The following is a 14,793-nucleotide window of genomic DNA, read 5'->3' on the forward strand; positions in this document are numbered from 1 at the left end:
GCATTATACGTAAATCAGAAGAGACGAATGACGTTAACGCGTTGTTCGTCTCTTTTTTCTGAGCAAAAGCGAAGAAATTCAACATACGAGTGTATATGATATGATGAAAAAGTTACACACTCAAAAGTTTTAGTGAATTGATTTTATCCAACAACTCAATTGTGGTACACTGTAGTAATGATCAGTTATGATGTGGCTCCAAGCCAATCACGGTCTATATATTTAGTATTTAAGTTAGTTAAACTAACCTTTTACACGAGAACGTAGAGGACAGAAAAAATCTGTAGAAGCGGAGCTAAAAGCTTTCTGAAGGAAAGCTGCATCGAAAGCATACGCTTCGCCTTTATCCCCGGATTTTATACTTTTGAAAAAGGAAATCAAAAAAATCTGGGGATAACAGCGATCAGAAGGTTGTTCTGTCATCAGAGTGGTAAGTGTAAATATTCTTTAGTTTAGTATGAATAAAAGTGCGAGGGGAATATAATTTGAAAAACTATCTCGATTTATTACAGGATATTCTGGATACAGGCGTGCATAAGGGAGATCGCACTGGCACTGGAACACAATCGGTATTTGGCAGACAACTTCGATATGACCTATCCGAAGGGTTTCCGCTGGTAACCACCAAACGAATCCATCTGAAATCAGTCATTCATGAGTTGTTGTGGTTTTTGAGCGGGGATACGAATATATCTTATCTCAAGGAAAACGGCGTGAAGATCTGGGACGATTGGGCAGATGAGAATGGCGACCTAGGTCCGGTGTATGGATCACAATGGCGTACCTGGGAAGCACCTAACGGAGAGAAGATCGATCAGATTGCAGCCGTTATTGATTCGATCAAAAATAATCCGGATTCGCGGCGTCATCTCGTTAGTGCCTGGAATGTGGCGGAGATTAACAACATGAAATTGCCTCCTTGTCATTTCGCGTTTCAGTTCTACGTGGCTGAGGGTAAACTATCGTGTATGCTTACCATGCGTTCTGTAGATACGTTCCTCGGGCTGCCATTTAACATTGCTAGCTATGCGCTGCTGACACATATGATTGCCCAGCAGTGTGATCTTGAAGTAGGGGAGTTTATTTGGTCCGGTGGGGATGTACACATCTACTCAAACCATGTGGAACAAGTAAAAACTCAATTGGAGCGTGAGCCATTCGCGCTGCCTAAGTTGGTTATCAAGCGCAAGCCGGATTCCATTTTCGATTATACGTTTGATGATTTTGAGTTTGAGAACTATCAGCATCATCCGGGAATTAAAGCCCCGATTGCTGTATAAGAACGTGATTTTCAACAACCTCTAAACAGATGCGGATTGAAGGAGTGTGTAATCTTGAGCATTGAACTTGTATGGGCGATGGGCGAGAATGGCGTCATTGGATTGAATAATTCCATTCCGTGGCGTTTGCCTAAAGATATGGCCTTTTTCAAGCAACGTACGTTAAACAAAACGATTATTATGGGACGCAATACATGGGAGTCCTTTGGAGGTAAGCCGCTTCCGCAACGTCGGAATATTGTTGTAACAAGAGATCTTAACTATCAAGCGAATCAGGCTGAAGTGGTGCATACGATTGAAGAGGGTCTGGAAGTTACAAAAGGCGAAGAGCTTTGCGTCATTGGCGGTTCTCAGGTCTATCGTGAGTTTTTGCCGCTCGCAGATCGTCTGGTGGTAACCAAAATCCATGAGGATTTTGAAGGGGATACCTTTTTCCCGGAAGTGGATTGGTCGGAGTGGGAGCTAACAGAACAGATCGAAGGCGAGCAAGATGAAAAAAATGTTTATGCGTATACGTTTGAGTTCTACGAACGAAAACGGTAAGAGGGACATAAGATGAAGTAAAAGAGCCCAAAATTACGCTATAAACGAAATATAAGGGCGCTGATTTACGAAATATTCGTGAACAGCGTCTTTTCTTTTAAAAATAAAATGAAATAAATACGAAATCACATAAAGATGACATAAATATAACGTTTGATTAACGAAGAAAATGATTGTAATACATAGTCTCTAATCTCTCTTTAGTAAAAAAGTATAAAAATTGTAGGATTTCACCGTTGTAAAGCCCTAAAATCAGTTATTGTTCGGATTTGGTAGCCTAAAAGAATAAAAAATGTTGTTTTCAATGATAAATTACCTTACATTTAAATGACGTTGCTGTCGTTTTTTCATTAATTAAACGCCTGGTTTCGTATAGTCAGACCTCAGAAATAACCATTTTAAGGGTATTGACCATGGGTAGACTTGGACGATATGATGTATAAAATACAAATAATTATTCGGATAATCCATTTAATATTCAGCATGCAAAATGCTACTATAATTGAAATATCTTCGAGAAGATTTTGTGATACAATATACAAAAACTCAAACATGAGTAATCCATTTCATATAGAACCATGCAGATGAAGGGATTAAGACAAGAACGGATGGGGGAAAACGTAAGATGTCTACACCTACTGGATTTATGGAATACAAACGGCAGCTGCCTGCGGACCGCCAACCAGCGGAGCGGGTTAAGGATTGGGAAGAGTTTCATAAACATATGGCTGAAGAAGAGCTCAGAACACAAGGTGCACGATGCATGGATTGTGGTACCCCGTATTGCCATACAGGTATAGATATGACTGGCGGAACGTCGGGCTGTCCTGTGCATAACCTGATTCCAGAATGGAATAATCTGGTGTATCGTGGTTTGTGGAGAGAAGCACTTGATCGTCTGCACAAAACGAATAATTTCCCTGAGTTTACAGGTCGTGTCTGTCCTGCTCCTTGTGAAGGATCATGTACAGTGGGACTTATCGGTGAACCTGTAACCATCAAAACGATTGAAGAAGCGATTATTGAAAAGGGTTTTGAAGAAGGTTGGGTGGTTCCCCAGCCTCCAGAGAAACGTACGGGTAAACGTGTAGCAGTTGTAGGTTCAGGTCCTGCAGGCCTGGCTACGGCAGCTCAGTTGAACAAAGCAGGTCACTCGGTGACGGTATACGAGCGCTCCGACCGTGTCGGCGGACTGCTGATGTATGGTATTCCTACGATGAAATTGGACAAAAACGTCGTTCAGCGTCGTGTTGATTTGTTGGAAGCAGAAGGCATTCAATTTGTAACTAACACGGAGATCGGTAAAGATATTGCTGCGCAGCAACTGGTGGATGATTATGATGCGGTTGTTTTGTGCGGCGGTGCAACCAAACCACGTGAGTTCAACATTGAAGGCAGTGACTTGAAAGGCGTACATTACGCCATGGATTTCCTGAATGGCAGCATCAAAAGTTACTTGGACTCCAACCTGGAGGATGGTAATTACCTGTCAGCACAGGACAAGGATGTTATCGTCATCGGTGGCGGGGATACAGGTTCCGACTGTGTAGCTACATCACTTCGTCATGGTTGTCGGAGCATTACACAATTTGGTACACATACTCAGGCTCCTATGGAAAGGGATCGTATTAATAACCCTTGGCCGCAATTTCCGAACGTATATACTCTCGATTATGCACAGGAAGAAGCGAAAGCATTGTTCGGTGACGATCCGCGTGAATTCTCCATCATGACGACCAAATTTGTGGGTGATGATGAAGGGAATCTCAAAGAACTTCACACCGTTCAAATCGAGCGTATTGTAGATGAGACAGGACGTAAAATCTATCAGCCGATTCCGGGTACAGAGCGCGTTTTCCCAGCTCAAATGGCCATGATTGCTATCGGTTTTGACGGACCGGAACAGACTTTGGTGGAACAACTTGGTCTTGCAACAGACCGTCGTACCAACGTTAAGGCACGTTACGGCAAATACAATACCAATGTGGATAAAGTGTTTGCAGCAGGTGACATGCGTCGTGGTCAAAGTCTGGTTGTATGGGCAATTAATGAAGGCCGTGAAGCTGCCCGTGAAGTGGACAAATACTTGATGGGTGCTACAGTTCTCGTATAACGAGTTAATGAGCCGCATATGGATATGGATTTGCAATTATTGAATAAAATATATAATTGATTCAACAAAACTCTCGCAATTAGCGGGAGTTTTTTGTTGTTTTTATGATTACATGAGTCGTTCAGCTACAATTATTTTAGACAACTGTGAGGTATAGCATTGCTTTTTATCTCATAAAGATTTATTATTACATTATAATCATTATAAATAAGAAGCATAATGACACTTACTTGAAAACTACACAAATTGTGAAATTATAATATCCGGAGGTGCAATCTTTATGGCAAGTAACCGGGACAAATCCATTTCAGAACAGATTGATGACATTAAAAAACAGTTGGTTGCAAAAGGTTATAAGCTGACACAACAAAGAGAAGTTACGGTACGTGTGTTACTTGAACATGAGAAGGATCATTTTAGCGCAGAGGAAGTATTTCTGCTGGTCAAGGAACAATTCCCGGAGATTGGCTTGGCTACCGTATATCGTACGCTTGAACTGCTTAGTGACCTGCAGGTCGTAGAAAAGATTAACTTTGGGGACGGTGCTGCGCGCTTCGACCTGCGAAGTACGGATGGTTCACATCACCACCATCATTTGATTTGCACAGAGTGTGGCACTGTAGAAGAGATTATGGAGGATGGTTTGCTTCGTCTTGAACAACAAATCGAGCGTCAATACGGCTTTGCCGTTACAGACCATCGGCTTGATTTTCAGGGCGTATGCAAAGAGTGTAGAGCGAAGCAGGCTTTGAATGAACAGGCAGCAGGGTAAATCTAATGGGGAGGATGCTCCCGCAACCAAAATCTGATATAATAAGTTTCAGAAGCAAGGGGCTTCCGTGGGCGGAAGGCCCCTTTTTGCCGTCATCTGGACGGTGAAGGAGGAGAGATGGACGGATGAAGACACTGGTTATTGCGGAAAAGCCCGACATGGGCCGAACCATTGCCGCCGTCATAGAACCAAGAGCCAAGAACAATCGCAATTATTTGGAAGGTGAACATTACATTATCACCTGGGCGATTGGTCATCTATTGGGACTTGCTGAACCGGATGCCTATGATTCAAAGTACAAGCGCTGGAATATCGGCGACCTGCCGATCATTCCGGATCAGTTTAAGATCGTACCCAACCCCAGAACGAAAGATCAACTGAAAATGATCGGAGAACTTGCGAAAAGGGCATCGGCCATTGTTAATGCTTGTGATGCAGGGCGAGAGGGACAGTATATTTTTGCCTTAATTCAACAACAGTTGAAGCTGCGTCAGCCTGTCAAACGTCTGTGGATATCGGACCTGACCGCTGAGAGTATTAAACGTGGTTTTGACGGTTTGAAAGACGCCTCGGAATTTGAGAATTTGACCCATGCTGCCAGAGCTCGTAGTGAAGCGGATTGGCTGATTGGCATGAATGCGTCCCGGGCTTTCACTACAAGACATAATGCCTTGCTCTCTGTAGGCCGGGTGCAGACTCCGGTACTGGCCTTGATCTATGATCGGGAAATCGAGATTGAAGCGTTCCAGTCCCAGACTTTTTATGAAGTAGCCGCATGGTTTCGTCAAGAAGGAGTGGAGTACAGGGGATTACGTCAAGGGGACAAGCTGACCGACCCCGCCATTGCTGAATCAATTGCGACCAGTGTGAAGGGGAAGACAGGACAGATTACCAAGTACGAAGCAAAACAGACCAAGGAGTATCCATACAGGTTGTATGATCTGACCCTTTTGCAACGTGAAGCAAATGCGAAGTATGGATATGGAGCGAAGAAAACGTTGGATATTGCTCAAGCGCTTTACGAGAAACATAAAGTGATCTCTTATCCACGGACCAATTCAAACTATGTTACGGAACAGAATATTGAAGGTATGCACAAAACGCTGAATCTGCTTAAAAATGGACCCTATAGTGAACTGGCGCAAGGAGCGAAACCTGAACTTGTTCATAAAGGTAACAAGGGTGTATGTAACCCGTCCAGAGTTGAGGATCACCATGCGATTCTGCCTACATTGAAACGACCGGGTACGTTATCCAAGGATGAACAGAATATCTATGATCTGATCGTAAGGCGTTTCTTATCTCATTTCTATCCGCCAGCAGAGTATAAGCAGCATACCGTGCTCACTGACGTTGAGAAACACCAGTTCAAGACATCTGTGAAAGAACTGCTGTCACTGGGGTGGAAGGTGGTATTGGGGTCTTCAGATCAGGAGCAGACAGGCAAGAAAAAGACAAAGAAAAACAGCAACGAAGAAGAGGAAGCAGAGGAATGGACAGACAAGGCATTTGCTGTTCAACCTGAATTGTCTGTTCAATGTACCAAGAGTGAATTCAAGGAGAAGGCGACACAGCCTCCCAAGAGTTATACTGAGGGAACGTTGCTAAAAGCAATGGAGAGTGCAGGGAAACAGATCGAGAATGAAGAGTTACGTGATGCAATGAAAGACAGTGGACTAGGGACACCTGCGACACGTGCGGCAACGATCGAACGACTCAAAAACGTGGGTTACATTACGATGCAGGGTAAAAAGATGCAACTGACGTTGAAGGGCCGGACAGCCATTGAGTTGATCCGTAAGGCAGGCGTAGATCTGTTAACCTCGCCTGAAATGACGGGCCAATGGGAAAGAAGATTGTACCAAATTTCCAAAGGTGAAGCGGGCCAGGACAAGTTTATGGAGAACGTCAAAAAATTTACGATGTCCATTATTGATAAAGTACGTGTGCAGGCACCGGCACCAGCGGATGCTTTTGGTGAAGATACACGTGGGGGACGGGGTAAAGGCAAGGGAGCCAAAACCCAGAAAACCAGCACCAGGACAACTTCTGCCAAGACATCAGGTACGGGCTCAAGTACCAGTGCGGGTTCGAAGACTTCACGTCAAACGTCAGGAGCTTCATCCAGAACTGGCAGTGTCGCAAACGCGATAGCACAAACTCGATCTTCGACTTCCAGTCAATCGGGCGTTCGAGAAACGCTGGCATCTTGTCCATCACCGGGTTGCACCGGTCAGATCATTGAAGGCAAGAAAGGCTATGGCTGTACACGTTTCAAAGAAGGCTGCGGGTTTGTCATATGGAAAGAGTACGTCGGTAAGAAAATCACCAGTACGATGTTAAAAGCGTTGATTGAAAAGGGAAGTACTCAAGTATTAGCTTTTAAACGAAAAGACGGAAGTACGGTGAAGGCTCGTATTATTTTGCAAGATAAGATAACCGGCAAGCTATCTGCGGAAAAGCAGGATGCATAGGTTTATTGGATGTTAAGGCTGTAAGAAGAATGTGATGCCTGATGGGCCAGCGTCAAATTCAATTACAATAAAATAAGAAAAGGACCCTTATCCAAGGGTCCTTTTTTGTTGCTGCTGTTGTATATTTTCATGAATGACCTTCGGTACCTCTTCCAGGGCCGTGATGGTATACATCGATGTCTCGGGATTAGGTTGAAGCTCTACCATGTTGTATTGCCATTCGTTCGGCTGTTTGATATATATGCTATGGATGCCAGCCGTCACTGCTGGCATGATGTCTGTACGCAGTGAGTTTCCAATCATCCACGTTGCACGACGCTCAAAAGGTCCAGTAGAGAGTATACCTTCAAGCGCTTCAATGTTCTTATGTTGCCGAATGTAGATCCGGTCATCAAAATAAGCCGAAAGCTTCATCTGGTCAATCTTCCGCTGCTGAATTACGGTTTCTCCACCTGTGTACAGGTAGAGGGCGTGTCCAGCCGATTTAAGATTCTCCAGCGTTTCGACCATATGAGGATAAGGCTCAACCTCTTGGTCATATACACTCATCCCCAATTTGGTGAGGTAAGACTCTTCTTGTTGAGAGGTGGGTTTTGAGAACTTCTGGGAGAAGTAACGGTAGGTATCAATAAGGGATTGTGGGAAATGGTGACTTGCAAATCCCAGTTTGTTGACCCCGGTTACATCAATCTCCAGCTGTTTCTCCCTAATTTGTTGAACTGTTAGTGCATGTCCGTCAAACCACTCCTGCATGTTCTCGAAGAATTCACCAAGCACCAGGTTGAAATATTTATTGCAGTACACGAGTGTATCATCTAGATCGAACAAAATATGTTGTTTTATTATTTTCATATCCAATTCACTCCTTGCAGCCAGCAGCACAGTTGTTCATATTTTATATGCGTATATAAGATTCCAGGAACATATTCAATTCAGATACGCCATCTGGTCGAATACTATATTTCTCTTTACGATTACTGCCGAGCAGATGGGTTCGTAGCAGTCCGGCGATGCGTAAAGCCATAACCTGATCTTTAACCATATCCTCGTCTTTACCCAACTCCTCACACATCTCAGCGAGCGACTTCGGTTCACCCGACACGTAACGGAGCAGACGGAGTCTTTCCGGATCAGCCAGGGCATGTGTGAAACGAAGCAGACAGGTTGGTGGTTGGTCTTCATCCTCTTCGGGTGCGTCTACAGGATACTGCATGATCATCATGCCCTCATAGAAGCAGTACATATTAATAGGACGGTTGTGGACGGTTGGAAACAGGATAACTTCATCCAGTCCAGGCATCGGTTCAACCAGAACACCCGCAGTAGCGTATTCAATAAGGAGTTCAGGGCCCATTTTATCAAGCAGTACGCGTTTCTCTTCTGCGTCTTCCTCAAGCCATGTACGATAATCCTCACTCATATTCTGGCAGTAATGCTGATCCCAGAGTCGTAAAAGTGGCACATAGCTATCCCGAATACGTGTAGATTCTTCTATGGTAAGATGGGGCAGCAGAACAGATACGCGTGCGAACAGCTCTTCGGCTGTTAGTCCAGCAAGCATATCCAGAAAATCAATATTCTCATTAGAAGTGTTCCGATAGGCCGCCCATGCAAATAATACATCAAAGTCATCAAAAGGCCAGGTGGCAGCAGGTGCGAGCGCTGCACGAACGTTGGAACTTAGTTTGCCTTCCACCTCAATGATCCATTCGGGGCCAACATCCAGATGTTGAATCCACTTCTTCGTTACATAGACCAAAAAGCTGTTGAGCATTTCATATATCGGTGAAACATCGATTTTAACATGATAAGCCATATGATGCAGAATCCTCCCGTCACATCTAAATGTACGCAGCGACTTAAGTACTATTATGGCTTGTTTTGCAGGGCGTTGTCCACTATAATGTTCAAGTCCAGGGCAAAACCCCTGGCTTAACCATGCATGATCAATAGAATAGATATAACATCTGAAAGGTCGTCAGTGATGGCGATTTTTCTTTGTATGCTTGCAGGAGGAATGATTTTTGTGTCATCTATAACCACCCCAAAATTATCACATTCTACATCTAACTATCTCATTCTGATTACCGTTATTGTTGTGGCGGGGATCAGTCAGGGCCTGTTATTACCGGTGCTCTCGATTTTTTTGGAGCAAAAGGGAGTCTCACCGGGTTTAAACGGTTTGAATGCAGCCGCACTGTACGTTGGCTCTTTTGCCATGACCTTGGTGGCGGAACGATTGCTGGGAGCTATTGGTTTCAAAAAGCTGATTATCGGCGGACTGTTATTTGTCATGATTCCCCTCATTCTGTTTCCTTATTTTCCGGATATCAAAATTTGGTTCATATTGCGTCTCGTCGTCGGAATCGGGGATAGTGCACTCCATTATTCTGCCCAATTATGGGTGCTACTGGTGACCGCACCCGAAAAACGCGGACGTTACATCTCTTTATACGGCATGTCTTATGGTTTAGGATTCAGTATTGGCCCATTGGGAATCAAACTACTTGGTTTTGGAGATGCCGTTCCATTCTGGGTATTATTCGTATGTATGGCTGCTGTACTTATCCTTGTATTAATGAAGCTTCCCGATACGAAGCCGGAAAAGGCCGAACATGGACAACTGCCTGAACGCCGTTTCCGACGAAGTCTGGCCTGGGCATGGTATGCGCTGTTGCCTGCGTTATTGTACGGGTACATGGAAGCCGGGATGAACAGCAATTTTCCGGTATACGGCCTGCGTATTGGTTTGGATGCCAATCAGATATCGTCATTACTGCCTTTTGTCGGAATAGGTGGTCTATTCCTGCAATTGCCTTTAGGCATATTGAGTGACCGTTATGGACGTAAGCAAACATTAATGTTTGCAGGTATTACAGGAGGTATCATCTTTATGCTGGTTCCTGTTGCGGGCACACATTTCTGGTGGACACTTGTGCTGTTGACCATAGCAGGAGGTCTGGTAGGTTCATTTTTCTCGCTTGGCCTGGCCTATGCCGCCGATATTTTGCCAAAAGCGCTGCTGCCTGCAGCGAACGTGGTGGCCTCATTTCATTTTACAATTGGAAGCATCATTGGACCGAATCTGGGTGGCCAAGTGATCAACTGGATTTCACCAGGAAGCATGTTTATTTTGCTTGGATTCATGTATCTTCTTTTTGGTGCAGCAGGTGTATTATTTCGTCGTAAACCTATGCTCGAATCTGTGGTAAAATAGAAGCTGGTGTTCGCATGGAAATTGATGTCCATTTCCGAGTACACTAGTAGTAGGGAAAAACATGGACAAGAGGAGACATCGCGATGATCAGAGTTGAGGGTTTAAGCAAATCCGTTGGAGCGGACCGGGTTCCGGTTCTGCGGGATATACGATTCGATATGCAACAGGGAGAAATGATTGGAGTAGTGGGTTCAAGTGGCAGTGGGAAAAGCATGCTGCTTAAATGCCTTGCTATGATGGAAAAATGGGATAGTGGTCAATTTACGGTGGACGGCGCCGAGATTATAAAAGAAGGTTGGTCCGGAAAACGGAAAATTAAACGGGAATGGGCATACTTGGAACAGAATCCGCAATTGTATCCTAGACGTACAGCTTTGAAAAATGTATTGATCGGTCGGTCCGGTCAAACTCCTTTGTGGAGAATGGTAACAGGTATGGTTCGTTCCGATGATTATATGGGTGCGATGGATTATCTGGAAGGGCTCGGATTGCTGGATAAAGCACACCAGACGGCAGAGAAGCTCAGTGGTGGCGAGAAGCAGCGTGTCGCGATTGCCAGAGCCCTTGCGCATGGTGCCAAAGTTGTTTTGGCAGATGAGCCTGTCATCGGACTTGATCCTCATACAGCAGATACAGTGCTGGAAACGCTGCGCAAATTGTGCGAAGAGGAACGGGCTACCGTGATTGCAGTATTGCCGATTGAGATGGCAGAGAAACATGCGACCCGCATCTGGGGTCTTGCGGAAGGCAAGATTGCTTTTGATATACGTGGACGTCGGTTGACACAGCAAGAAAAAAATATGATTTAAACTATTGAAAAGAGTGATGAATTTGCTTAATTCACGGTGGGGGCGCCTGTTAGCGGGGGGAGCAGTAAGTATCTTGCTCGGTTCAGTCCTTAGCGGATGTACTGTTATAAGCGATCCTAAGGGTTTGATGAGAAAACCAATGATGTCTACAGACAAGGAAAAATTATTAAATGTGGTTCAGCGGGAACAGCCACCCGAAAGCAAATTGATTCGCCCCAAAGACATGAATAATACCAGTATGATTCGTGTTGAAGACCTGAACGGAGATGGTACTCGGGAAGCCATCGTTTTCTATGAGACTCCGAATGAGAACGTGCGAATTCATGGCATGTTATTGGAGGAGCAGGGGGATTCATGGGTTAAGAAGTTGACATTTGATGTTCCGGGAAATGAACTGCAATCATTCAAAGTATTGGACATTACCAATGATGGGAATCCGGATATTATCCTGGGCGTAAGTTTACAAGAACAGAAAGCGTTAACTGCTTATTCTTATAAAGCCGGAGCACTTGAACAAGTGTTGGGAGGTGTTCCTTATAATCAATATATTATAGATGATGTTCAAGGGAACACCCTCGATCTAAACGGGGACAAGAAAAATGATTTCGCAATCGTATCCCTGAATAATAGCGGATTTGCATCTATTGCGTTATATCAGTACGACGACGGAAGTTTCAAGGAAGTTGATAGAATGCAGACGGACTACACTGTGAAAGAAATATATAATGCTCTCGGTGGTCAGATTGCCAAAGATAAAGTGGGTATTGTACTGGATTCAGAGTTGGATGACCGAAGTACATTTTCACAGATCATATACGTAAAAGATAATAAGTTAGTGAATGCTTTTAAATCGCCTGATCAAACCTACAGAGATGACAAAATTTTAAGCGGTGATGTCGACAATGATGGTATTATTGAGTTTGGCTTGAAGGAAACACCTAAAGGCTGGGAGCATTACGTATTTGATTCCCGGATGTGGTTCTATACTTTCTATCAATGGGATGGCAAGGATGATAAGAAATTTGTCTCATTCCAGTATCGGGATGATGCTGACTTATTCCATTTGAATCTGAAGCCGGAGTGGTATGGAAAGATTACCATCGATACCAAATCGGAAAAGGAAAAATACATCCGTTTTAAAATGATTGATACCGATGAAACCGTAGGTGAAATAAAATATTTCACGCTTTCTCAGTGGGAACAGGAAAAAGGCAAAAGTTGGAAAGAAATTACCCGGACGAATGATCGGGTCATTGCTTCCCGCGGTGCACAACTGGATGCCGATGGTGGATTGCTTGACAATATACCGCAACTGAATAGAAAGGAAGAACTTAATGAGTAAAGTACTTATTCTAGAGGATGAAGAATCCATCCGCAGTTTTATTGTTATTAATTTGAAGAGAAACGGGTTCGAAGTACTCGAAGCGGGAGATGGACACGAGGCGCTTCGCATTTTGCAATCCGTACCAGATATCGACTTGGCTTTGCTGGATGTTATGGTTCCTGGAATTGACGGATTTGAAGTGTGTCGTCGTATTCGTGAAACGAATGAACGTCTGGGTATTATTTTCCTTACAGCCAAAGTACAGGAGCAGGACAAGGTTTATGCGCTCTCCGTTGGCGCGGACGATCACGTAAGTAAGCCGTTCAGTCCAACAGAGCTCATTGCACGCATTCAGTCTTTGCTACGCCGGGTGAACGTTCACCGGGAGACAGCTGCCAAGGTTACATTCCAATCTGGTCCATTTTCTTTGGATCTGATTTCAAAGCAATTCAAGAAGCAAAATGAATTAATTGAGTTAACACCAACTGAATTTTCTTTGATTCAATTTTTCCTGGAAAAAGAAAATACACCGCTTAGTCGAGATGTGCTGCTGGATCATGTATGGGGCAAAGAGTATATGGGTGATCCCAAAATCGTGGACGTAAACATTCGCCGCTTGCGCCAGAAAATTGAGAACAATCCTTCCGAACCTGAATACCTGCAGACTGTATGGGGTCACGGTTACAAATGGAAGGGCCGGGATCAATGATCAAAAAAGGCATCACACGGCAGATTGTACTACATTACTTCATTGTAGTTTTTCTGGCTCTGCTGTTGGTGGAATTCGTATTTATGCTGGCGGTGCAACGATATTATTATGAGAGCATCTACAATACAATCAGTACCCATATCTCCAATTCGAAGGATTTTTTTGAGCCTCTAGCTCGTGAGAGTAATTCGGAAGATGGAAATAATCTGTCCAGATTACTTGTTAATTTGGAATTATCTAATACAGAACTTGAGATTCTGGATCTGAACGGTCATGTGTTAGCGAGTTCGACTGCATTTGAGTCTGACCGGGCCGTGCTGCAAACGAGTGATATCCAACAGGCGTTGAATGGCAGTATGGGACGTTGGGTAGGCAGACAACCAGGTACAGGAGAGCAGGTCATGGCCGTTTCCCACAAGTTTGATCTAGGCGGCGAAAATACGTATGTTATTCGATACCTAACATCGCTCGAAAATGTGAATTCCAAGTTATTGTTCATGGGGATGCTTGCGATTGCAGTAGGTGTTGGCGTACTGGCAATCGTCTTGATCATCAGTATAGGTATGGCCAATTCCATTGTACGACCGATTAACAACATTACGGCGGTGTCCGCTCAAATGGCCCGAGGACGTCTGGATGTCAGAGTTAAGGGAAACTACAAACATGAATTAGGCGAACTGGCATCTACTTTGAATTTTATGGCACATGAAATTGTACGCAGCAATCAGATCAAAGACGATTTTATTTCTTCCATTTCTCATGAATTGCGAACGCCCCTGACCAGTATCAAAGGGTGGAGTGAGACGCTGGACTCCGGTGGATACGATCCGGATGAAACGAGAATTGGAATGAGTATTATCTCTAAAGAAACGGAGCGTCTGATCGGACTTGTAGAAGAGATGCTCGATTTCTCCAAATTGCAGCAAAATCAGATGAAGTTGGTGAAAGGAACCGTCAGCATTCGTGAGATTGTTCAGGAAACCATGTTGAATGTTTGGGCAAAAGCTGAGCAAAAACAGATACATCTCAAGTTAGAAAGTGATGAAAATCGTGCTTTCAATGTTTTTGGGGATGGTAACAGATTGAAACAAGTTTTCCTGAACATTGTAGACAATGCGATCAAATTCTCGCATGAGAATTCCTGGATCTTTTTATCGGTCAAAGAAGAAGACGGGCAGATTATAGCTGCTGTTCAGGATACGGGTATTGGTATCAGTGAAGAGCATTTAATCAAGGTGCGTGATCGCTTCTTCCAGGTCGATCACCAGAACGGTGGAACAGGGCTTGGACTTGCTATTACGCAGGAATTAGTAGAATTGCATGAGGGAACAATTATCATGCAAAGTGAACTCGGGACGGGAACAACGGTGACGGTGACGTTACCAGCTTTACCGGAGGAAGAGACGGTGGAGGAAACCATAATGCAGACTGATGAAGCCGAAGAAAGTGTCGATGCGAAGTTAACTCAAGCAGAATCTGATCCGAAAAAAAATTGATTTCTGCATAAATTTGTTTTCGCAACAAAAAGGCGAGCCATATATGGCTCACCTTT

12 protein-coding genes are annotated in these 14,793 nt (G+C 44.1%); 10 read left to right on the forward strand and 2 right to left on the reverse strand.

What is annotated here, in order from left to right; genetic code table 11:
* The first annotated feature begins 485 nt into the window (after positions 1-485).
* From thyA to ACR1R9_RS08505, 5 genes are all read left to right on the forward strand, one after another.
* Positions 486-1,280, forward strand: coding sequence for a thymidylate synthase (gene thyA, locus ACR1R9_RS08485; RefSeq protein ID WP_063562828.1), 795 nt, complete (start codon positions 486-488; stop codon positions 1,278-1,280).
* 54 nt (positions 1,281-1,334) lie between these two features.
* Entirely contained in the window at positions 1,335-1,823 is a 489-nt protein-coding gene (locus ACR1R9_RS08490; protein WP_310853431.1) for a dihydrofolate reductase, read from the forward strand.
* Between the two features lie 625 nt (positions 1,824-2,448).
* Entirely contained in the window at positions 2,449-3,936 is a 1,488-nt protein-coding gene (locus tag ACR1R9_RS08495; RefSeq protein ID WP_024633996.1) for a glutamate synthase subunit beta, read from the forward strand.
* 304 nt (positions 3,937-4,240) lie between these two features.
* Entirely contained in the window at positions 4,241-4,708 is a 468-nt protein-coding gene (locus ACR1R9_RS08500; RefSeq protein WP_024633997.1) for a Fur family transcriptional regulator, read from the forward strand.
* A 125-nt stretch (positions 4,709-4,833) separates the two neighbouring features.
* A complete protein-coding gene (locus ACR1R9_RS08505; RefSeq protein ID WP_433921339.1) occupies positions 4,834-7,182 on the forward strand; it encodes a DNA topoisomerase 3 in 2,349 nt (782 codons plus the stop codon).
* An 87-nt stretch (positions 7,183-7,269) separates the two neighbouring features.
* Here the strand turns inward: ACR1R9_RS08505 and ACR1R9_RS08510 are convergent, their stop codons facing one another.
* Positions 7,270-8,034, reverse strand: coding sequence for an HAD family hydrolase (locus ACR1R9_RS08510; RefSeq protein ID WP_076289131.1), 765 nt, complete (start codon positions 8,032-8,034; stop codon positions 7,270-7,272).
* A 43-nt stretch (positions 8,035-8,077) separates the two neighbouring features.
* The gene (locus ACR1R9_RS08515) at positions 8,078-8,998 is read right to left on the reverse strand and encodes an ArsR/SmtB family transcription factor (protein ID WP_090899820.1); all 921 of its coding nucleotides are present in this window, start codon (positions 8,996-8,998) and stop codon (positions 8,078-8,080) included.
* A gap of 201 nt (positions 8,999-9,199) precedes the next feature.
* Between ACR1R9_RS08515 and ACR1R9_RS08520 the strand changes: the two genes are divergently transcribed.
* The 5 genes from ACR1R9_RS08520 (at position 9,200) to ACR1R9_RS08540 (ending at position 14,737) form a co-directional block, all read left to right on the forward strand.
* Positions 9,200-10,399 (forward strand): MFS transporter, encoded by a 1,200-nt coding sequence (locus ACR1R9_RS08520; RefSeq protein ID WP_076289133.1) that lies wholly within the window; start codon positions 9,200-9,202, stop codon positions 10,397-10,399.
* Positions 10,400-10,482: 83 nt separating this feature from the next.
* Positions 10,483-11,208 (forward strand): phosphonate ABC transporter ATP-binding protein, encoded by a 726-nt coding sequence (locus ACR1R9_RS08525; protein ID WP_076289134.1) that lies wholly within the window; start codon positions 10,483-10,485, stop codon positions 11,206-11,208.
* A 127-nt stretch (positions 11,209-11,335) separates the two neighbouring features.
* A complete protein-coding gene (locus tag ACR1R9_RS08530; RefSeq protein ID WP_125477273.1) occupies positions 11,336-12,550 on the forward strand; it encodes a hypothetical protein in 1,215 nt (404 codons plus the stop codon).
* Positions 12,543-13,241 carry a response regulator transcription factor gene (locus ACR1R9_RS08535; protein WP_063562821.1) on the forward strand — a complete coding sequence of 233 codons (699 nt, stop codon included), beginning with the start codon at positions 12,543-12,545 and terminating at the stop codon, positions 13,239-13,241. The genes ACR1R9_RS08530 and ACR1R9_RS08535 overlap by 8 nt, the downstream gene beginning before the upstream one ends.
* Positions 13,238-14,737, forward strand: coding sequence for a sensor histidine kinase (locus ACR1R9_RS08540; RefSeq protein WP_099856271.1), 1,500 nt, complete (start codon positions 13,238-13,240; stop codon positions 14,735-14,737). The genes ACR1R9_RS08535 and ACR1R9_RS08540 overlap by 4 nt, the downstream gene beginning before the upstream one ends.
* The last annotated feature ends 56 nt before the right edge of the window (positions 14,738-14,793 follow it).

This window comes from Paenibacillus taichungensis, from assembly GCF_050994985.1.
Classification (GTDB): Bacteria; Bacillota; Bacilli; order Paenibacillales; family Paenibacillaceae; genus Paenibacillus; species Paenibacillus taichungensis.